Origin of the sequence: Streptomyces sp. NPDC127119 (assembly GCF_042677425.1) — a bacterium.
Taxonomy (GTDB): domain Bacteria; phylum Actinomycetota; class Actinomycetes; order Streptomycetales; family Streptomycetaceae; genus Streptomyces.
In genome coordinates, this window is the sequence record NZ_JBHXTO010000017.1 from 41,940 (window position 1) to 62,546 (window position 20,607).

The following is a 20,607-nucleotide window of genomic DNA, read 5'->3' on the forward strand; positions in this document are numbered from 1 at the left end:
CCATGCAGAACGACGAACCGGACACTGAACCGCACGACGAACCGGACATCGCACCGCATGGCGAACCGGGCGGCGAACCGCATGACGCTTCGGAGCCACGGCCAGAGCCACAGCCGGAGCCACCCCCGACGCTGTACGGAGAACCCTTCGACAGCGGCTTCGAACGCGCCGAACACCACCAGCTGACCCCGGATCTCCCTGCCGCACAGGCCGTCTACGCGGAACTGCTCACCGTCGCCGAGTCGTTCGAGGACTCCCCCGATGTGCGGTTGCTGCGAGGGCACCTGCTCTCGAACATCGCGGCGGTGCAGTTGACGGCCACGGATCTGCCCGGGGCAGGCCTCTCCGTCGAGCGGGCGCTCGGTCTGGTGCGCGGTGTGGCGGACGTTCCGATGGGGCCGCGAGGCCGCCAGCTGTGGCTGGAGGTCCTGCTCAAGACGCTCAAGGCCGACGTCGAGCTGTCCCGCAGGACGGGCAACCTGGACGCGGCGCTGGCGACGGTGGACGAAGCGGCTGCCCTGCTGACCGAGTTCGACGACCCCGAAGGGCTGCGCACCGCCGAGTTCAGCCTGGCCCGGGTGCATCTGCTGCTGGACCGCAGCGAGTGGGGCGCCGCCGAGGAACTGGCCTCGGCGCTGCTGCCCACCACGCCCGCGATCGAGCCGCAACTGCTGGACTGCCTGGGCATCATCTGCGCCTCGACCGGGCGGAGCGAACCCGCGGAGGACCACTTCGCCCGCGCGGACGAGGGGTATCTGGCGCTGGGCGACATCTCAGGGCGTCAGCAGGTGATCTCGCATCGGGCGTACGCGGCGATGCGGGCCGGCGACCTCGACCGGGCGGAGCAGTTGTACGCCGAGGCTTCCGCGGTCTTCGAGCGGCAGGGCCAGTTCGAGGATCTGGCGGTCTGCGAACAGGCCCGGGCCTTCCTCGCCGAGCACCGTGGCGACCCCGACGCGGGCCAGGCCCTGACGGAGTCGAGCCTGGCCCGTTTCGAACGGCTCGGTGCCATGATCGCCGCCGCCGACACCATGCTGCTCGGTGCCGGGCAGGCCTACGAACGCGGTGACATCGACGAGCTGAAGCGCCTCGCCCAGGGTGCCCGCGAGGTGTACCAGGAGCGCGCACTGTACGAGCGCTGCGCCCAGGTGGACCTCATGCTCGCGAAGACCCTTGAGGACAACCTGAACCGGACGGACCACGGCGACCACGAGCGGCGGTCCGTCGACACCGCGCTCTCACTCGCCCTGCCCGCCGCGCTGGCGCTGGAGGCCGCGCGCTACGACTTCGCCAGTGCGCACGCGCGGAGCCAGTGGCTGCAACTGGCCGACGACGCGATGCGGTTGGCCTTCCGGCTCGCCCTGCGCCGCCAGGACCAGGGCCTGATCTTCGAACTGGTGGAACACCGCTGTGCGGGCGCGTCGCTGGTCCTGAGCCCTGCGGACCGTGCGCCGCAGTCCGTCTTCCCGGACGCCGCGATGAAGACGTACGCGTCCGCCCCGGACGACGACGGGGCGCCGATGGCGCTGGGCGGTGTGGCGGCCGAGGCAGCCGCCTCCGTCGGTCTGCGGGTCGCGCCGCCGCCGAGGGTACGGATGGCGGCGGATACGGGTCGTACGGCGTTGCAGGAGTACATCCAAGCGGCCGAGTTCCGCTATCACCGGCGGATCGTGAGTGAGGAAGAGGTGCCGTTCTGGTCGCCGACGAGCTGACGCACGCGAACCGGCCGGTGGTCCAGGTCCGGCTGGCCGACGCCGGAGACCTCCATATGACATGGACGTGGGTCAGCGGGGTCCAGGGGTTCGGCACGGGGTACGGTCCCGCGGCCGACGTGGACGAGGCGATCCGCGCGCTGGCCGCCGCGCTGCCCGGCGCGGGCGTGGACGACGAAGATGATGCCGATGGCGATGGCGCGGAGGGTATGCGGCGCGCGTTCGAGTCCGGGGCGCTGGCCTCGTACGAGGAGGAGCGCCGCCTCGCGCGCCTGCTGGCCGAGGCGTTGTGGCCGCCGGGCCTGACCGACCAGATCCGCCAGGTGTCGGCGCGTCTGGGCCGTCCGCTGATACGGCTCCAGCCGTCGCCCAGGGTCGCCCAGGTGCCGTGGGAACTGCTGGCCGTGGGCGGCGGGCGCGATGACGACCCCCGGCTCGATGGCGACGTCCGGCTCATCGATCTCGCGGACATCGCCACCTCGGTGCCGGCCTCGCTGCGGCGGCCCGGCGCCGTGAGCCGAAACGCCCCGGCTCCGGACCCGGACGCCGATACGGCCTCGGACGCCGTCGTCCTCGTCCTGGACCCCCGCGTGCCCGGTCACCGTGCCGACTCCCCGCTCGGATCGGTCCTGGGACGCCCCGGTTCGGACCCCGCGCTGCTGTCGCTCGTACAGCGTCGTCTCGACACGGGAGCCGTCGTGCCGTCGGTCGCCGCGCCCGCCGAGGCCCTGCGCCGCACGGACCTGGACCGCGACTGGCTGAGCGAGGTGCTCCGCAAGGGCGCACGACGTCTGCTGTACGTCGGGCACGTGAGCGGCGCGCCGGTCGAGGGCGGCCGGAGCGAGGATGTCGCCCTCCACCTGTGCTGCGGCCCGCGGACCACCGGACTGACCGAACCGGTCCGCGCCCACCGGTCGTTGTCGGCCAAGGATCTCCTGCTGGGTACGCTCCCGCTGCGGGCGGACGGCGTACCGGGAGCGGAGCTGTGGCCCGCGCCGGAGCGCGTCGCGCTGATCGCCTGCGAGAGCGGTGGCGATCTCCGCTTCGCCGAGTCGTTCGGTCTGGCGTCCGCGATGATCCACAACGGGGCCCGGCTGGTCACCGCCACCCGCTGGGTGCTGCCGACCAGCTTCGCCTTCCATCGGCTGGCCGGTCTGCCGGAGTCGGTTCGTCCGCTCACGGACCTCGTCGTCGCCGTCGACGACGCCCATGAAGATCCCGATCCCGTGCGGCGGCTCGGTGCCTGGCAGCGAGAGCAGCTGGACCGCTGGCGCACCGACGGCCGGATCGAGCACGCGCCCCTGCTGTGGGCGGCCGTCACCTGCATCGTCAGGTGACGGCCGGGAGTTCGTACGTCGTCAGGTGACGGGCAGCAGGCCGTCGAGGAGGGCCGCTCCCAGCGCGATCGCCGTCATCCCGGCGAGCAGCAGATACGCGACGAACCTGACCGCCGACGCCCGCTCGCGGCGGTCGTGGTCGAGGTCGGGGGTGAAGACGGCCGGGTCGGCGGGCGCGTAGTGGATCGTGAGGTCGCGGTCGAGGGACAGACCGGGCCGTGCGATGCCCTCGCGGCACAGCGCGGTGACATGGACGCCCTCCCTGGTGGTGAAGACGACGACGGGAGCGTGGTTGACGATCTCGTCGCCCTCTCCGTCGGTGTGGACGTCCTTGGTCACGGCGACCACGCGGCCCGGCACGGCGACCGCACCGTCCAGCAGAGCGGCGCGGGCGCGCGCGTGCTGCCGGTCCCTGCTGAGCGCGCCGACGACGAGGAGGAGTCCTCCGAGGGAGATGAGCCCGTCCGGCCAGCCCCGCACGACGAACGTCCGGACGACCAGCCCCACAAGCAGCAGGAGGAGCATGCAGTTCGGGCCGCCCAGCCCCCGTTCCTCCCCCTTCTTGTCCAGCATGAGGTGGAACCGCTCCGGACGCCGCCGCGGATAGCGCACCGGGAACTCCTGGCCCACCCAGGCCGCGGCCACGACATGGCCGTTCCGCCCCGCGTGCCGCAGCCTCAACTCCCGCCCGGTGGAAGGGTCCTGGAAGGCGACGGTCACCGGGATCCCGGGCCTCTTGGAGTCACCGTGGTCCGGTCGGTGCACCTCCACGACCCGCGCCGTCACCCACACCGCGCGCTGGGGCCGCGTCAGCCCGGCGAGCGAGCCCGCGTAGCCGATCAGTGCCGCGCCCGCGGGCACCGTCCACCACAGTTCGAGCATCCCCTGCGCGTCCATCCGGCGACGCTCCCAGCGTGGCGACTCCTACCGATCCCAGGTCGGGCCGGGGCGCGAGGCGCTCCGTGGTGGGCGGACGGCGACCGTGATCCGTACGGTCAAGCGAGGTGATCACTCGATCGTGAGTTCCTGCCCTCCCGTGCCCGGTATGTCGTGATGCTGGGCGGAACGGCGTGCGACCGGCGCCGTCCGGATGTGCTGTGGGTGGGGAGTGGCGTGACGCGAGCGACGGAACGACGTGCGGGCCTGGACGAGCGGGCCGTCCTGCTGGTGGCGGGCCTGGCCGAGCTGACGGTGAGCACGGTGGGTTCGGCCCTGGGGACCGTGCGGGGGCTGCTGCGGCGCTCGGACGCCGCGGAGCTGGCGGCGGAGGCCGAGCACGATCTGTTGGCGCGCGGACGCCTGGTGCTGGACCGGTACGCGGCCGTGCCCCCGGCCCACCTGGAGATCCTCGCCCGGCGCGCGCTGGTCCGACGGGCCGCCGATGACGTCTGACCGATCGGATGCGGCCGCGTTCAAGTCCCGTGTCGACGCGGTGCTGCACGCGTTCGTCGCCCATGAGGCCGGGCAGTTGGCGGCGATCGATCCGGCGCTGGGACCGGTGGCCACGCAGGTGGAGGCCGCGGTCGCGGACGGCAAACGGCTGCGGGCGGCGTTCTGTTACTGGGGCTGGCGCGCGGTGGGACAGCCGGACAGCGACGCGCTGGTGCGGGCTGCGGCCTCCGTGGAGCTGGTGCACGCCGCCGCGGTCGTGCACGACGACCTCATCGACGAGAGCGCGTTACGGCACGGGCGGCCCACGGCCCACGTCGCTCTGCGCGCTGCCGTACGCCGTCGCCCGCGGGCCGTCGCCGCCGCAAGGTCGCTGGCGCTGCTGGTGGGGGATCTGCTGATGGGGCTGGCCGGGCAGTTGTTCGCCACCAGTGGGCTGCCCGCGGCCTATCTGGCGCGGGCCCGCCCGTTGTGGTCGGTGCTGGCCCGTGAGCTGATCGCGGGCGAGTGCCTGGAGATCCTGCGGACCGGCGACGAGCCTGACGTCACCGCTTCGCTGAAGGTGATCCGGTACAAGACCGCCAAGTACACCGTCGAGCATCCCCTGCTGATCGGCGGCGCCCTGGCCGGGGCGGGCGAGCGGCTGCGCGAGGGCTACTCCGCGTACGGGCTTCCGCTGGGCGAGGCGTTCCAGCTGCGGGACGACCTGCTGGGCCTGTTCGGGGACCCGCACCGGACCGGCAAGGCCAACGCCGACGACGTACGCGGCAGGCGGCCCACGGCCCTGCTGGCGGAGACCTGGCGCCTCGCCGGTGCCGACGACCGGGAGCAGCTGAGCACCCTGCTGGGCCGGCGCGACCCGGACGGCGACGGCCTGCACACGGTGCGCGAGGTGATGCGCCGGCTGAAGGCACCGGACCGCGTGGAGGACATGATCAGCGCCCGGGTCGAGGAGGCCCTCGGCGCCCTGGACGAGCTGGACGTACCCGCGCAGGCCGCCACGGCCCTGACCTCGCTGGCCCACTCGGCCGCCGCCCGCCTGTCCTGACCCTCGTAAGGAGCCTTGCCATGAACCACACCGAGGCATCGATGGACGCCCTGCGGCAGTCCGGCGACGAACTCGCCGACGCCACCGTCGCCACACTCTTCGAACGCGGCGAGGTGGGCAGGTTCAACACCCTCATGCGGTACGTCTCCACCGTCGGCGCGCCTCTGCCGGACGGGCTGCCCGAGGTGGCCCGGGAGTACCTCCGGGAGACAAGCGCTCCGCCGGCCTGGGTCGACTGGGGGGAGATGGAGAAGGCCCGGTTGTTCTTCATCGACAACAACGTGCACATCTCCACGGCCCTCTCCTTCGCCTCCATGCCCGCCTGTTACGTCGTCCCGCACGTGGCGAAGCTGTTGTCGGCCGCCCATGGGTTGAAGTACCCGTCCAAACGGATGGCGGAGACCGGCCAGTTCACCGTCCACCTCATGCAGCCCGACGCCTTCGAGGCCGGCAGCCGCTTCATTCCGGCCGCGCAGAAGGTCCGTCTGCTGCACGCCTCCATCCGCCACCATCTGAAACGCGAGGACCGCTGGGACACCGAAGCGCTGGGGACGCCGATCTGTCAGGAGGACATGATCGGCGGGCAGATGTTCTTCTCCATGCTGGTGCTGGACTCCCTGCACCGCCTCGGCATCCACATGTCCACGGAGGGGGCCGAGGCGTACTACTACGCCTGGCGGGTCGTCGGGGCGATGCTCGGTGTCGACCAGGACGCCGTCCCCAAGTCCCTTGAGGAGGCACGCCGGTTCCTCGACCTGTACATGGTCCGGCACATGGGTCCTTCCGAGGAGGGCGCGCACCTGACCCGGCAGCTCATCGACCTCTACGAGGAGGTCGTGCCGGGCACCTTCTTCGACCCGATCGTCTCCGCGCTGATCCGGCATCTCGTCGGCGACACCTGCGGCGACTGGCTCCAGGTGCCCCGCACCCCCTGGGACACGGTCGTCAAGGCCGTGCCCCATCTCCTCGGTGTCCTGGAGACCATCGAGGACCGTTCACCGCTCGGCGCCTGGGCGCTGGACCGTCTCGGCCACCTCACCACGGTCCTCGAGCTGTCCTCCCTCACCCGCGGGCGCGTCATGCACTACGCCATCCCCGAACAGCTGAAAAGGGACTACGGAGTCTCCGACGCGGTGCGCCGCACCCAGCGGTGGACCCCGCCTGCCGCGACGGTCCCCTACTGATCTGCCGCCGTGCTGTCCGCCTCAGGGGCCGGCAGCACGGCGCTCGGGATCTGGGTCAGGGCCGACGCTCCGCCGTCCACGACGTGGACGCCGCCGGTCATCCAGGACGAGTCGTCGGAGGCCAGGAGGAGGGCCGGCCCCGTGATGTCGTCGGGCCTGCCCCAGCGCCGCATCGGGATCGAGTCCTCCCACGCGGCGACGGCGGCTTCGGGCCGGGGGCCGGGGCCGCCGATGTTGGTGACCACCGGCCCGGGGGCGAGGGCGTTCACGCGGACGCCGAAGCGGGCGAGTTCCAGTGAGGCCTGGCGGACCAGGCCGACCACGGCGGCCTTGGACGCGACGTACGGGTAGCTGACGCGTGGTTCCGCGCGCAGGCCCGCCGTGGAGGCGGTGACGACGATGCTCCCGGACCGCTGCCCCTTCATCACCCGGGCGCAGTGCTGGAGGCAGTGGAACAGGCCGTCCAGGTTGACGTCCATGACCCGCCGCCACGCCTCGAAGGGCAGCTCGTCGATCGCGCCGCCGGGCTGGAGCAGGGAGGGCACGCCGTTGATGCCCGCGTTCAGGAAGGCGACGTCGAGGCGGCCCGACGCGGCGACCACGTCGTCCACGAGGGTGCGGACCGCGTCCGGGTCCGTCACGTCGCACACGTGTGACGTGACGGACCCGCTGCCTGCGGCGGTCAGTTTCCCGGCCGCTTCGTGGACCGTGTCCGACACGTCCGCGAGGTGCACCGTGGCGCCCTCGTCCGCGCAGGCACGGGCGATCGCGTGACCGATTCCGCTCGCCGCGCCGGTGACCAGCACCACTCGTCGGTCGATGCGCAGGGTGTCCATCAGGTCAGCCTTTCCTTCGTACGAGGAGCGTGCCCGCTGTTCCGTCGACCTCCACGAGGTCCCCGGTGCGGATCGTCCCGGTGGTGTCCAGGCCCGTCACCGCCGGGACGTGGAGGACGACGAGGCCGAGTGCGAGCTTGCTGTTCATCCGCGTGAACACGATGGCGCACGGCGCCGTGCCCTGCAGCTTGGCGAGGTGGAACTGCCCGGACCAGCCGGAGGACCCCTTGGCCCCGGGCAGCACCAGTACGGTGCCGGCGACGCTGCTCCCGTGCTGGGGGTGGCGGCTCTCCACGATGGTGCCGGTCCGCGGGTCGATGCCGCCCCAGCCCGACACCGGGGCCGTGCACACCAGCGCCGGTCCGCTCGCCCGTCCGGCGACGACCCCTGTGCCGTACAGCAGCTCAGGCATCGGGCCACCGTCCTTCCAGGGCGGCGGTGACACAGGTGCGTACGCCGCCGAACCAGCCCTGTACACCGGTGATGGCCGGCAGATAGTGCGCCTGCTTCGCGGAGTCGGTGGCGAACACGCGTGTGCCCGGCGGCAGGAACTGTCCGATCGCCGGGCAGGTGTCGGACAGTACGCGCCCGCCGGCCCTCTCGATGGCGGCGACGTGGCCGTGGCGTTCGGCCACCTCGCGCAGGGCACGCGGAGTGAACACCCACAGGGCTGTCGAGTCCGCGAGACGCCGGCCCTCAAGGAGCCCGGCGACCTCGCGGACCTGTTCCAGTGAGGCGTGCGGGCAGCCGATCATCACGAAGTCCACCTCGCGGTCGGTGGCCGTCCGGCACAGCGATGCCACGGTCTCGGCGCGGGCGTCCGCGTCGAAGACCGAGACCGCGGCGGGTTCCCGTCCGGCCAGGGCCTGTTCCACCGTCCGGGCCTCCGGGGTGACACCGGGCAGGTGGTACATCTCGACGTCACCGGAGGAGGCTGCCGCCGCGCCGAACTGCTTGAGCTGTACCGGCGTCGGCGCGTTCCCCGCGAGCCCGGGGCCGGTGAGGACCGGGACGGCGTCCTGGACCTGCTCCCCCACCCAGTAGCCGAGGACGTTCCAGTCCTCGGTGGTCACCACCGGGTGCCGCACCTCGACCAGGTGGGTGGCGCGGCGGTGCGCGTCCAGGTGGTAGCCGCAGTAGGGGGTGCGGCCGGTGAGCATGGACGCGGCGGAGGACTCGCGGCCCTCGGTGTTGGTGCGGGCGCCGAGCACGGAGTTGATGTAGACGACCGCGGAGGACTCCATCCACGCGCAGTGCTCGCCGAACCGGGGCACGTTTCCGACCTGGTAGGGGGTGCAGGTCGAGAGCAGGTCGACGCCCTTGTCGGCGAGGTAGCGCTCGCTGTCGTCCATGGCTGCGGCGTCGGTGGGCGCGATGCCCTGCAGATCCCACTGGTCGCGGTCTCGGGGGCCGATGAGCTGGCAGCTGTGGGCGCGGAACGGCGGGACGTCGACCGTCTCGTCGAGGTCCAGGGAGAACCGCGAGAACAGGGCGGCCGGGTCGGTGGTGCCCAGGACCCGTGCGTGACGCGGTCCGAAGAGGTTGGCGCCGCACACGTTGTCGGTGTCGATGAGGCGTTCGGCGCCCATCAGCTCGCCGTACCGGACGAGGAGTTCGAGGGCGGAGCGGACCGCGGGACCCTCTTCGCCGGCCAGCATGCGTTCGTCGGCGGGGCTCAGCAGCATGATGTCCTCACAGTGAGAGGCACGCGCCCTCTCCTTCCAGTTCGGTGCGCAGCCGCGTGACGTCGACCTCGGCGGCCGTGACCTGGTCCTTGAGCGCCAGGTGGGCGGCCGTACCGGCGGCCTGGCCCATGGCGAAGCAGGGTCCCGCGACGCGTGCGGCGGACTGGCCGCCGTGGGTCATCGACGCGCAGCGTCCGGCGACGAGCAGGTTGCCGGGGCCCTCGGCGGGGACGAGCATGCGGTACGGCAGCTGGTTGTAGCCCACCGGGTCGTCTCCGTAGGGCCAGCGGATGTCGAGGTCCCCGTCGACATGGGCCTCCACGGGCCAGCCGTTGAGGCCGACGGAGTCCTCGAAGCGGGCGCAGGAGCGGACGTCGTCCTCGGTCAGGAGGTAGCGGCCGAGCAGGCGGCGGGTCTCACGGATTCCGATCTCGGGGCCGATGTCGACGATGTAGGACTTCTCGAAGCCGGGGAGGTTCTCGCGGATGAAGCCGAAGACCTCCTGGGCCTGTGCCCGGCCCTGCACCTCGCCGTGGGTGAGCTGCCAGACGTCGGTGCCGTCGACCGCGCTGCCGTCGGGGTTGCGCAGTTGGGTGGCGTTGGCCCGCCACTCCACGGCGTCGCGCTGGGGCCGTACGATCGCGCCGCGCCGGGGGAAGCGGGGGCGGCCGGCGGCCACGGCCTCGTCCATCAGGCGGGGCAGGATCTTCCAGGCTGGTCCGGCGCGCTCGTCGTCCACGGCGTTGATGCGGAACATCGTGGACGGGTAGAGCATGTCGCCGTACGGGTCGGCCTTCTCGTGGCTCGTACCGGTCCAGGCCAGCAGGTCGCCGTCGCCGGAGCAGTCGATGAACACCTGGCCGCGCAGGATGCCGCGGCCGGACTTCGACTCGACGATGACCGCCTCGACGCCCGACGGGCCGGCGATCGCGCCCACCGCGAAGGCGTGGTAGAGGAGTTGGGCTCCGGCGGACAGCACGTGGTCGTCGGCGGCGCTGCGGTAGGCCGGGATGTCGTAGGCCTGTGCCTGGATGCGGTCGGCGAAGGACAGGTGGGGAGCGCGCAGGCCGCCGAGCCGGTCGATGCGTTCCAGGAGTTCGGTGGCGTGTCCCCTGACGGTGAGGACGTGTTCGCCGTGGACGTTGGAGTACATGCCGCAGAAGGTGGACAGGCCGCCGCCGGTGCCGGCGCCGCCCAGGTAGCCGCTCTTCTCCACCAGCAGGGTGCTGCGTCCGGCGCGGGCGGCGGCGGTCGCCGCGGCGAGTCCGGAGGGGCCGCCGCCGAGGACGACGACCTCCCACTCGCCGAACACCGGTGTCTCACGGGTGGGTTCGGTGACGTGGCTGTTCACGGGGTGGCCTTTCTGTCGGCTGCGGGGGTGGCGGCCGCGGTGACGGTGGCGGCGGTCCAGTGGTCCGTCAGCAGGGTGTGGAGTCGGTCGGGGATCTCCTGGCTGAGCAGGTGTCCCGCGTCGGGGAGCGCGATGTGCCGGGCGCCGGGCACGCCGGTCGCGATCGTCCGCGCGTGGTGGGCCGGGACGACGGCGTCGGCGAGCCCGTTCACCGCGAGCACGGGGCAGCGGATATCGGCCAGCCGGTCACGCAGGTCGGTGCCCGCGACGGCCTCGCAGCAGGCCGCGTACCCTTCGGGGTCGAGTTGCCCGACACCGTCGACGGTGTTCTGGACCAGCGCTGTCGGGGCATGGGCCACGGCGGGGGCGTGCCAGCGGTCGAGCAGGCCCGTGGTGGCCGCCGTCATGCCCTGTTCCCGGATGGAGGCGGCGCGTCGCCGCCAGAAGGCAGGATCGTCGGCGAAGGCGGGCGCGTTGACGGTGACGAGACTGCGTACCCGGTCTGGGTGGTCCGCGGCCAGGGCGAGACCGACGGTCCCGCCGAGGCTGATCCCCACGACGTCGACGGACTCGATCTCCAGCGAGTCGAGCAGGGTGACGGCGTCGTGGACCAGGTCGGCGAGGTCGTACGGTCCCGGGGGCGCCGGGGACGCGCCGTGTCCGCGGTGGTCGTAGGCGATCACTCGGCGATCGGTACGCAGGCGTGCGCGCTGCGGTGCCCACATCGCGGCGGTGGTGCCGAGGGAGGCGGAGAGCAGGACCGGGGCGCCGGAGCCTTCGTCCGTGTACGCGGTCATGCGGCGGCTGCCGCTCGGCGGCCGGCCTTGGCCTCCTGGATGCCGCGGTGCACGCGGGTGCGCAGTTCGGCGAACTCCGGCGTCGAACGGCTGGTGACCTGGTCGCGTTCGGCGGGCAGTGAGATGGGCACGTCGTCGAGGACGTGGGTGGGCGAGGCGGACAGGACCAGGACGCGTTCGCCGAGGTAGACGGCCTCGTCGATGTCGTGGGTGACGAAGAGTGTGGTGATGCCCAGCGACCGCCACAGTGAGCGGACGAGGTCTTCGAGGTCGGCGCGGGTTTGCGCGTCGACGGCGGCGAACGGCTCGTCCATCAGGAGCACCTGCGGCTCGTACGCGACGGCCCGGGCGATGGCGACACGCTGCTGCATACCGCCGGAGAGCTGCCACGGGTACGCGTCACCGGAGTCGGCGAGTCCGACGGCGGTGAGCGAGTCGGCGACGAGGCGGTCGCGTTCGGCGCGGGGCAGGCCCTTCTGCCGCAGCGGCAGGTCGATGTTCTGCCGCACGGTCTTCCAGGGGAAGAGGCTGCGGCCGTACTCCTGGAACACCACGGCCATGCCGGGCGGCGGCCCGGTCACGCGGGCGCCGTCGAGCAGGACCTCCCCCGCGGTGGGAGTGAGCAGTCCGGCCAGGCATTTGAGGAGGGTCGTCTTGCCCGCGCCGGAGGGGCCTACGATGCAGGCGAACTCGCCCCGGGCGACGGAGAAGGTGATGTCGCCGATCGCCTCCACCCGGTGGCCGGACGACTCGTACACCTTGTTGAGGCCCTTGACGGTGACCATGTCTGTCATCAGCCGTTCTTCCTCTGCGACTCGCGCAGGCCCAGGTACCAGCCCAGGACCCGCTTCTCGACGACGGTGAACAGCGCGGACAGCGCGAACCCGATGAGGCCGAGCAGGATGATGCCGCTCCACATCTGGGGGATCGCGAAGGTGCGCTGGAACTGCACGATGCTGAAGCCGAGTCCGTTGGTGGCGGCGAACATCTCGCCGATGACCATGAGGATCAGCCCGATGGACAGGGACTGGCGGAGTCCGGCCATGATCTGCGGGCTCGCCGCGGGCAGCACCATGTGGCGCAGCCGCGCGCCGCGGGTGATGCCGTAGGTGCGGCAGGTGTCGACCATGACCTCGTCGGCGGCGCGGACGCCCTCGACGGTGTTCAGCAGGACCGGCCAGACGCAGCCGGAGACGATGACCAGCACCTTCGAGCCGTCCCCGATGCCGGCGACGATCGCGATGACCGGTACGAGCACGGTCGGCGGGAGGGCGCGCAGGAACTCCAGGACCGGTTCGGCGCCGCGGCGCAGTGTGTCGGTCAGGCCGAGGGCGACGCCCAGGGCCACCCCGATGACGGCGGAGAGGGCGAATCCGGTGAGCAGCCGGAGCATGCTGGGTACGACGTCGTCGGCGAAGCGGGACGAGAGCCACAGTTCGCCGAACCGGTCGAGGATGTCGGGCAGCGGCGGGTAGTAGTAGCTGGTGCTGTCGACGCTGGTGATCCACCACAGCGCGACGAGGGCGGCGGGCAGCCCGAGGGCGTACAGGGTGCGGCGCAGGAGGTTCATCGGGAGCCCTCCGATCGCCGGACGGAGGGGTGCCAGCCGAGTGCGGCGCGCTCCGCGTACCGGAAGCCGACGTTGACCAGGACGCCCAGGACGCCGGTGAGCAGGACGAGCGCGAACATCTCCGTCGTCGCCCCGCTGCTCTGCGCGACGGAGATGAGCTGGCCGATGCCGGTGGTGCCGATGACCAGTTCGCCGGTGATGGCGAGGACCAGGGCGACGGAGGCGGCGAGCCGGATGCCGGTGAACACGAACGGCAGGGCGGTGGGCCAGATGACGTGCCGGATGCGGGCCCACAGGCCGAAGCGGTAGGAGCGGGCGGTGTCGTGGGCGACCGGGTCGATGTCCTGGACGCCGTAGAGGACCTGCACCAGCACCTGCCAGAAGCCGGCGTAGACGATGAGGACCACCCCGGACTCGTAGCCGGTGCCGAAGACGAGGATGACCGCCGGGATGAGGGCCACCGAGGGGATCGGGCGCAGGAACTCCACCGTGGAGGCGGTGATCGCGCGCAGCACCGGTACGAGTCCGATGGCCACGCCGGCGATGACGCCCGCGGCGACGGCGGCCACCAGTCCGACGGCCCAGGTGCGGACCGTGTTGCCGAGTGCCTCCCACAGCGCGCCGTCGCCCGCCTCGCGGCCGAGCTGGGCCAGGACGGAGCTGAGCGGGGGCAGTGCGCCGTCCGCGATCAGGCCGGTGCGCGGGACGAGTTCGGCGATCAGCGCGGCGACCGCGATGCCGACGAGCGGGGCGATACGGGGCCGCGGCCTGCGGGTTCGTGGAGGCGGGGCGGGCGGGGCCTTGGTGGGCCGGGTGGCGTCGAGCACTTTCATCGGGCGACTCCCGCTTCTCCCAGGGGTGTGCCGCACGTGCTCGCGCAGTCCGTGCGGGCCAGCACGGAGCCGCAGGCGGGGCTGGTGACGGTGCGGTCGTACACGGACAGCCAGCCGAGCGTACGGACGGTCTCGGCGGGCGCGGCCTCGCGCCCGGCCAGGGTCTCCGGGTCGACCTCCAGGTCGACCGTGCGGGTGGTGAGGTCGATGCTGATGACGTCACCGTCGTGGATGCGGCCGAGGGGGCCGCCGATCGCGGCCTCCGGGGAGACCTCGCCGACGACGATGCCCTTGTTGACCAGTCCGGAGAGCTGGCCGTCGGTGACCACGGCGACCTTCTCGCCGAGTCCCGCGCCGTCGAGGGCGAACACGAACGCCGAGGCCATCGCCATGCCGGGGCCGCCGTGCAGCCCCATGCCGCGCAGCACGACCACGTCTCCGGCCTGCACCTCGCCCGCCGCGAGCCCCGCGATGGCGGTCTCGCGGGAGGGGTAGCAGCGGGCGGGGCCGCGGAAGGAGGTGGGCCGTTCCTCGTCGGCGGGCAGCTTGACGATCGCGCCCTCGGCCGCCAGGGACCCGCGCAGGACGACGATGGACGGCGTACGGGAGAAGGGGTCGTCCAGCGGCCGGATGAACTCCGGTTCGGACGGCGGTGTCTCGGCGACGAGTTCGCCGAGCGTGCGGCCGGTGGCCCCGACCGTGGTGAGGTCCAGCAGGGGGGCCAGCGCGGCGAGGACGCCCCGGGTGCCGCCGGCGTCGTCGAGCTGTTCGACGAGGTGGGGGCCGTTGGGGCGTACCGCGGTGATGACGGGGACCCGGTCGGCCAGTTCCTCGTAGGTCCGCCACACGTCGACGTCCAGTCCGGCCTCGACGGCGACGGCCTGGAGGTGCTTGACGGAGTTGATGGAGCCGCCGACCGCGAGCATCACGGTGACCGCGTTGCGGATCGCGGCCGGGGTGAGCACCGAGCGTGCCGTGCGCCCCGCGCGGACCATCTCCACGATGTGCCGGCCGGCCGAGCGGACCGCGTCCCACATGACCGGCCCTTCGGCGCGGGTCGGGGTGGTGCCGGGCAGGGCCATGCCGAGCGCCTCGGCGGCCATGTGCATGGTGTTGGCGGTGCCCATGCCCGCGCACACGCCGGGCCCGCGGATGGCGTCCTCGGACATGGCGAGCAGGTCCTCGGCGGAGGTACGGCCCAGGGCGGTGTGGCCCGCGTGCAGGAAGACGTCCTCGATGTCGGCGCCGCCGTCCTCGTGCAGGGCGCTGCGCTGGTAGCCGCAGGCGACGAGCAGGGTGGGCACGTCGAGCCTGCCGCCCGCCATCATGTGGGCGGGCGCGGTCTTGTCGCACGAGCTGAGGCACACCATGCCGTCGAGCAGGGCGCCCTCCACCACGACCTCGATGTCGTTGACGATGAGGTCACGGGTGGGCAGGACGTACCGGCCGCCGGCCCCGGCGCTGGTGATGAAGTCGGCGGGAGCCGCGGTACGGATCTCGAAGGGCAGGCCGCCCGCCTCGCGTATCGCCTCCTTCAGCACCGGGACGATGTCGTCGAGGTGCGCGAAACAGGCGGCCAGGTCGGACGAGGAGTTGACGATGGCGATCTTGGGCCGGGCCATCTCCTCGTCGGTGATGCCGAGCGAGCGCCACTGGGCCCGCCGGACCGCCCAGCGGGAGCTGCCGGCGGGCAGGTCGCTGCGGAGGGGGGCCGCGCCGCCGAGGGGGGCGGCGCCGTGGCCGGGGGCGTCGCTGTGGAGAGGGGTGGTCATGTCAGCCGGCCGTTCCCGACCACACCAGGTCGTCGTAGGAGATGTCCTTGTCGATCAGGCCGTGTGCGCGGGCGGTCTTGACGAACGTCTCCACGGAGGACTGCTCGATCGCGGGCGCGAAGGTCGGCAGTGTCACCTTCTGGGCCACCGCCGCGTCGATCTTCATGAACGAGGACAGCTGCGCCCGGGTCTCCCGGGGGTGTGCCTCGGCGTAGGCCAGTGACTCGTCGATGGCGGCCTTCAGCGCGGTGAACAGCTTGGGGTTCTTCTTCAGCTGTGCCTCGGAGGTGAAGTACACCGATGTCGTCAGGCTGGTCTTCGCCATGTCGAGGTAGGGCGAGGCGACGACCCGGGTGTCCTTGTCCGCGGCGATGGTGTCGAACGGCTCGGCGGTGACCATGGCGTCGATGTCGCCCTTGCCGAGCGCGGTGACCGCGTCGGGGAAGGGCAGTTCGACGAACTCGACCTTGTCCGGGTCTCCCTTGTCCGCGTCGACCGCGACCTCGCCCAGCATCTGGAGCAGGTTGTTGAGCGTGTTGACGCTGACCTTCTTGCCTTCGAGATCGGCCGCCGACCTGATCGGGCTGTCCTTCGGGACGCGGATCATCGTCACGTCCTTGCCCTCGGTGCCCGTGGAATTGGATCCGGAGGCGATGACCTTGAGGGGCAGGCCCTGGCCGCGGGCGGAGAGCACCGAGACGATGTTGCTGAACGCGAACTGGTACTGGCCGCTGACCACCGGCGGGACCAGGGCCGCGCCGCCCTGGGCGGTCTTGATGTCGAGCTTGATGCCGCGCTCGGAGAAGAAGCCCTGCTTCTCCCCCAGGTAGAGCGCGGCCACGTCGATGACCGGGATGAATCCGGCCTGCACGGTGACCGGCGTCTTCGAGGAGGGGTCCTGCCCTCCCGACGATTCGCCGCCGCCGCAGGCGGTGAGCGACAGAGCCAGTCCGGCCGCGGCCGCCAGCGCCGTTCTTCTGCGCATGATCGGGAACTCCATCGTTCCTCCACGAGACAAGGGTCCGGAGGACCGGACCAGAGGGTGCGTGGAAGGGACCATACATATCTGAACACGTGTGCGCTAGACGCACGCACACCTGTTCGCTGTGCGTACACTGCTGGTCGTGTCCATCGGCAGAACCCGTCCGCCGGATGTGGGAAGGTGGTCGCCGCCACCGCCGGGACTGGGAGACACCACATGGAACTGCTCGAAGACGGGCCTGGGGACGCGGACTTCGTCCAGTCACTGGCGCGCGGACTCGAAGTGATCAGGGCCTTCGACGCGGAGCACCCGTTCCGCTCGCTCAGCGACGTCGCCAAGGCGACCGGTCTCTCCCGCGCCTCGGCCCGGCGCTCCCTGCTGACCCTGCACAAACTCGGCTACGTACGCAGCGAGGGCACGCTCTTCGGGCTCACGCCCAAGACCCTGGAGCTGGGGCACGCGTATCTGCGGGCCCTGTCCACTCCCCAGATCGCCGAACCGCACCTGACGAGCCTCATGCGCGACGTGCGCGAGACGACCGCGCTGTCCGTGCTCGACGGCGATCACGTGGTGCACGTGGCGCGCGTCCCGGCCGGCGGGGTGATCAGCGTGTCCATCAACGTGGGGTCCCGGTTCCCCGCCTACGCCACGGCCATGGGCCGGGTGCTGCTCGTCGGTCTGGCCGAGGACGCCTTCCAGGCCTACCTGGACCGGATCGACCTGCAGCCGCTGACCGACCGCACGGTCCGCAGTGCCGACGAGTTGCGGGCGGTCATAGAGACGGCTCGGGCCGACGGGTTCTGCCTCGCCGACCAGGAACTCAACCAGGGGCTGCGGGCCGTGGCCGTCCCCGTGCACGACCGGTCGGGTGCCGTCATCGCGGCGGCCAACATCGCCGCGAGCGCGGGCATGCGCAGCCTCGACGAACTCCGCGCCATGGTGCCGCGGTTGCGGGAGTGCGCCACCGCCATCGAGACGGACCTGCATCGGGTCGCCGGCCCCTGACCGTCCGCGGAGCGGATCCGCAGAACGGAACAGGACGGAACGGGACGGAATCCGACGGGGCCGTGTCGCCGTCACCGCACGGGTCGCGGTCTCACGCGGCTACGAGGCGGAGGTCTCCGGCAGACCCCTCACGGGCACGGCCCGAACCGCCGGCTGCGGTGGCTGTTCCGGCGGTTCGAAGGCCGGTTGGGCCTGTCCGTCGAGTCGGGTGCGGAGTTCGGTGCGGAGCGGGTCCGTGTCCGGGAGCGCCAGTTCGTCGGTGATGGCCAGGGCCCGCGTCCAGGCGGTGCGTGCGGCGTCGGGGCGGGCCGTGACGCGGTGGATGTCGCCCAGACACAGCAGACCGGCGGCCTCGCTCTGCCGGTCGCCGGTCCGGTGGAAGAGGTCGACGGCCTGCCGGTAGCAGTCGACGGCCTGGCCATGTCTGCCCAGGTGGTGCTGGATGTAGCCGAGACTGTCCCAGGTGTGGGCCTGCCCGTTGAGGTCTCCGGTCTCCTGGGCCAGTTCGAGGGCCTGCCGGCAGTGGACGAGGGCCTCGTGGTGGTCGCCGAGCTGGGCGTTGAGCCAGCCGATGTGATTGAGGGCGGCGGACTGCCCGGCCCGGTCGGCAGCGGCCCGGTAGTGCTTGAGGCTGTGGCCCGCGTGGTCGAGTGCCTGCTGGGGGCTGCCCCGCGTGGCGGACATCCGTGCCAGGTGCTGGTGGGTACGGGCCTGTCCCGCGTCGCTGCCGAGTTCGGCGAACAGGTCGAGGGCGCGCAGGTAGTGGCCGCGGGCGTCCTCGCCGCGGTCCAGCCGGTCCTGGGCGAGCCCGAGTCCCCGGTGGGCACCGGCCCGGCCCGCGCGGTCGCCCTGCCGTCGTGCCGCTTCCAGGGCGCTCGTCTGGAGGGCGGCGAGCACCCGCCAGTACCCGTGCCGGTCGAGGAAGGTGGTGAGGGCCGCCGCGAGCTGCCAGCTGTGACGGTCGAACCCGCTCGCGCCGGCCTGCTCCACCGCGGCCACGAGCACGGTGTGTTCCGCGGCGAACCAGGTCTGTGCCTGCTCGTGGTCCGCGAGGGCCTCGGGGGCGGCGCCCAGCAGGGCGGGTGGCAACGGGACCGGGTTGGGCTGCGGTGTCAGCAGTACGTCGGCGGTGTGGGCGGTGTGCAGATAGTGGTCGAGCAGGCGGTGCACCGCGGTGCGCCGTTCCTGGTCGCTGTCGATGCTGTCGACCAGTTCGGCGGCGTACACGCGCAGCAGGTCGTGGAAGGTGTACCGGCCCGGCGCGTGTTCGGTGAGGAGGTGTCCGCCGACGAGTTCGGCCAGCAGGGCGGCGGCACGGCTCACCGGTATGCCGCCCAGGGCTGCGATGGCCGGCAGGGCCGCGTCGGGTCCTGGATGCAGGCCCAGCAGCCGGAACAGTCCGGCCGCCCCGGGGCTCAGCGCCTCGTAGGACCAGGAGAACACGGCGCGCACCTGGCTGGTCGCCTCCCCGCCGTCCAGGGCGTCGAGACGGTGGTCGGCCCGGCGCAGTTCGTCGGCGAGCGCGGCGAGCGGGAACCGGGGTCGCGCCGCGGCGCGGGCTCCCACGATCGCGAGGGCCAGGGGCAGTCCCGCGCACCGGCCGACGATCTCCCCGACGGCGGCGTGTTCCGCGTTCATCCGGCTCACGCCCAGTCGGCCGGTCAGTAACTCCCGGGCCTGGCCGGACGTGAGCAGGTCGACGGTCAGCAGATGGGCGCCCTCGGCCACGGCGAGGCCGGTCAGCAGGCGCCGGCTGGTCACCAGCGCGAGACAGCCGGGCGCTCCGGGCAGCAGCGGACGGACCTGCTCGGCGTCGCGGGCGTTGTCCAGCACCACCAGCACCCGCCGTCCGGCCAGCAGGCTGCGGTACAGGCCGGCCTGTGCCTCAAGGCCGACCGGGACGCGTGCCGGCGGCACCCCGAACGCGTCCAGGAATCCCCGTACCGCCTCCGCCGGGCTCATGACCGACCCGTCGGAGCCGAAGCCGCGGAGATTCACATACAACTGCCCGTCGGGAAAGGCTGGTTGGGCCCGTCGCGCCCAGTGCACGGCCAGCGCGGTCTTGCCCACGCCCGCGGTGCCCGACAGCGCCGAGATCACCACGGCCGACGGCTGGACCTCCGCCGACGCGAGGATCATGTCGAGTTGCGCCAGCTCGTCGCTGCGGCCGGTGAAACTCCGTACGCCCATGGGCAGTTGGGCGGGGATCGCGCCCGGCCACCGTGCTGTCGCCGGCGAGGGCTCCGACGAGGTCTCCGGCGAGGGGCGTGCCGGGAGGGACGCGTGGGGGGCGGGTTCGGAGGTCTGCCGGTGTGCCGTCCGCCGGGCGGGTGCGGGCGGGGTTCTTCGCAGGATGGTCCGGTGTGCGTCGCGCAGTCCCGGACCGGGGTCGGCGCCCAGTTCCTCGGCCAGCAGGCGTCTGACGGTGGCGAAGCGCTCCAGCGCCTCCGCGCCGCGGCCAGCCGCGTGCAGAGCGCGGATCAGGGTCTCAGCCAGGGGCTCCACCAGCGGGAACTCGTCGAGCAGGTCGGTGAGCGGACCGATCACGGTGACGGGATCGCCGACACGTGACTCGACGGCGGCCCACCCGACGGTGAGGTCCACGTACTGGCGCCGCCATGCCTCCCGTACCCGCTCCGCCCACTGTCCGCCCACGTCGGCCAGTGGTTCGCCGTGCCACAGGCGGAGCGCCTCGCGCAGCAGTGCCGCGCGGTCGTCGTCCGTGCGTCCTGTCTCCCGGGCCCGGTCGGCCAGCCGGCGGAAGCGGAGCACGTCCACCTGGTCCGGGGGCGCCTCCAGCAGGTAGCCGCCCGACCTGCGTAACAGGCATAACTGGGCGTCCCCGCCGTCGTTCGTGGTCTGCTCGCACAGGCGGCGGAGCCGGGCGATGTGCGCGTGCAGCGCCCGCCGGGCCCCGTCCGGAGGGCTCACGCCCCAGACCCGCTGGATCAGGACGTCGGCCGGCACGGGCCGGCCGGCGTCCACCGCCAGCGCGGCCAGCACGGCCCTGCGCTGTGGCGGTCCGATCTCCACCGACCGCTCCCCCGCCACAAGCTCGACCGGACCCAGCAGTCTCAGTTGAATCATGAGTCCGCACCCCCGCACC

The 20,607-nt window shown here is 72.3% G+C and carries 18 protein-coding genes; 6 read left to right on the plus strand and 12 right to left on the minus strand.

Going from position 1 to position 20,607, the window contains the following annotated elements; genetic code table 11:
- Nucleotides 1-2: 2 nt before the first annotated feature.
- Nucleotides 3-1,712: a hypothetical protein gene (locus ACFVH5_RS11070; RefSeq protein WP_385833247.1), complete on the plus strand. Its 1,710-nt coding sequence runs from the start codon at nt 3-5 to the stop codon at nt 1,710-1,712.
- A gap of 56 nt (nt 1,713-1,768) precedes the next feature.
- Nucleotides 1,769-3,049, plus strand: coding sequence for a CHAT domain-containing protein (locus ACFVH5_RS11075; RefSeq protein ID WP_385833248.1), 1,281 nt, complete (start codon nt 1,769-1,771; stop codon nt 3,047-3,049).
- A gap of 21 nt (nt 3,050-3,070) precedes the next feature.
- Here the strand turns inward: ACFVH5_RS11075 and ACFVH5_RS11080 are convergent, their stop codons facing one another.
- Nucleotides 3,071-3,946 carry a DUF3592 domain-containing protein gene (locus ACFVH5_RS11080; RefSeq protein ID WP_385833249.1) on the minus strand — a complete coding sequence of 292 codons (876 nt, stop codon included), beginning with the start codon at nt 3,944-3,946 and terminating at the stop codon, nt 3,071-3,073.
- Nucleotides 3,947-4,162: 216 nt separating this feature from the next.
- On the opposite strand from ACFVH5_RS11080, the gene ACFVH5_RS11085 reads away from it, so the two are divergent.
- From ACFVH5_RS11085 to ACFVH5_RS11095, 3 genes are read left to right on the plus strand one after another with little or no spacing between them, the layout of a single operon-like run.
- Entirely contained in the window at nt 4,163-4,441 is a 279-nt protein-coding gene (locus ACFVH5_RS11085) for a polyprenyl synthetase (protein WP_385833250.1), read from the plus strand.
- Nucleotides 4,431-5,486 (plus strand): polyprenyl synthetase family protein, encoded by a 1,056-nt coding sequence (locus ACFVH5_RS11090; RefSeq protein WP_385833251.1) that lies wholly within the window; start codon nt 4,431-4,433, stop codon nt 5,484-5,486. The genes ACFVH5_RS11085 and ACFVH5_RS11090 overlap by 11 nt, the downstream gene beginning before the upstream one ends.
- 20 nt (nt 5,487-5,506) lie before the next feature.
- Nucleotides 5,507-6,670 (plus strand): oxygenase MpaB family protein, encoded by a 1,164-nt coding sequence (locus tag ACFVH5_RS11095; protein WP_385833252.1) that lies wholly within the window; start codon nt 5,507-5,509, stop codon nt 6,668-6,670.
- On the opposite strand, the gene ACFVH5_RS11100 is transcribed toward ACFVH5_RS11095, so the two are convergent.
- Genes ACFVH5_RS11100 through ACFVH5_RS11145 form a run of 10 tightly spaced genes read right to left on the minus strand, consistent with a single transcriptional unit; the run spans nt 6,664 to nt 16,499 of the window.
- A complete protein-coding gene (locus ACFVH5_RS11100; RefSeq protein WP_385833254.1) occupies nt 6,664-7,506 on the minus strand; it encodes an SDR family NAD(P)-dependent oxidoreductase in 843 nt (280 codons plus the stop codon). The two genes, ACFVH5_RS11095 and ACFVH5_RS11100, sit on opposite strands and share 7 nt — an antisense overlap.
- 4 nt (nt 7,507-7,510) lie before the next feature.
- On the minus strand, nt 7,511-7,918 hold the full coding sequence (locus tag ACFVH5_RS11105) for an aconitase X swivel domain-containing protein (protein WP_384806733.1): 408 nt from the start codon (nt 7,916-7,918) through the stop codon (nt 7,511-7,513).
- Nucleotides 7,911-9,191, minus strand: coding sequence for an aconitase X (locus tag ACFVH5_RS11110; protein ID WP_385833255.1), 1,281 nt, complete (start codon nt 9,189-9,191; stop codon nt 7,911-7,913). The genes ACFVH5_RS11105 and ACFVH5_RS11110 overlap by 8 nt, the downstream gene beginning before the upstream one ends.
- A 7-nt stretch (nt 9,192-9,198) precedes the next feature.
- Complete coding sequence (locus ACFVH5_RS11115) at nt 9,199-10,542, minus strand: FAD-dependent oxidoreductase (protein ID WP_385833257.1); 1,344 nt, start codon at nt 10,540-10,542, stop codon at nt 9,199-9,201.
- Complete coding sequence (locus tag ACFVH5_RS11120) at nt 10,539-11,339, minus strand: alpha/beta fold hydrolase (protein ID WP_385833258.1); 801 nt, start codon at nt 11,337-11,339, stop codon at nt 10,539-10,541. Before ACFVH5_RS11120 ends, ACFVH5_RS11115 begins: the two co-directional genes overlap by 4 nt.
- A complete protein-coding gene (locus ACFVH5_RS11125) occupies nt 11,336-12,124 on the minus strand; it encodes an ABC transporter ATP-binding protein (RefSeq protein ID WP_385833294.1) in 789 nt (262 codons plus the stop codon). The genes ACFVH5_RS11120 and ACFVH5_RS11125 overlap by 4 nt, the downstream gene beginning before the upstream one ends.
- Nucleotides 12,125-12,132: 8 nt before the next feature.
- Complete coding sequence (locus ACFVH5_RS11130; protein WP_385833259.1) at nt 12,133-12,909, minus strand: ABC transporter permease; 777 nt, start codon at nt 12,907-12,909, stop codon at nt 12,133-12,135.
- Nucleotides 12,906-13,742, minus strand: a complete 837-nt coding sequence (locus ACFVH5_RS11135) for an ABC transporter permease (RefSeq protein ID WP_385833260.1) — start codon at nt 13,740-13,742, stop codon at nt 12,906-12,908. The genes ACFVH5_RS11130 and ACFVH5_RS11135 overlap by 4 nt, the downstream gene beginning before the upstream one ends.
- Nucleotides 13,739-15,514, minus strand: coding sequence for a dihydroxy-acid dehydratase (locus ACFVH5_RS11140; protein ID WP_385833261.1), 1,776 nt, complete (start codon nt 15,512-15,514; stop codon nt 13,739-13,741). Before ACFVH5_RS11140 ends, ACFVH5_RS11135 begins: the two co-directional genes overlap by 4 nt.
- Nucleotide 15,515: 1 nt before the next feature.
- Nucleotides 15,516-16,499 (minus strand): ABC transporter substrate-binding protein, encoded by a 984-nt coding sequence (locus ACFVH5_RS11145; RefSeq protein ID WP_385833262.1) that lies wholly within the window; start codon nt 16,497-16,499, stop codon nt 15,516-15,518.
- A gap of 213 nt (nt 16,500-16,712) precedes the next feature.
- Here ACFVH5_RS11145 and ACFVH5_RS11150 point away from each other — a divergent pair, with 213 nt between their 5' ends.
- The gene (locus ACFVH5_RS11150) at nt 16,713-17,501 is read left to right on the plus strand and encodes an IclR family transcriptional regulator C-terminal domain-containing protein (protein WP_384806749.1); all 789 of its coding nucleotides are present in this window, start codon (nt 16,713-16,715) and stop codon (nt 17,499-17,501) included.
- 99 nt (nt 17,502-17,600) lie between these two features.
- Here ACFVH5_RS11150 and ACFVH5_RS11155 read toward each other — a convergent pair whose 3' ends face one another.
- Nucleotides 17,601-20,588 carry a BTAD domain-containing putative transcriptional regulator gene (locus tag ACFVH5_RS11155; protein WP_385833263.1) on the minus strand — a complete coding sequence of 996 codons (2,988 nt, stop codon included), beginning with the start codon at nt 20,586-20,588 and terminating at the stop codon, nt 17,601-17,603.
- Nucleotides 20,589-20,607 lie beyond the last annotated feature (19 nt).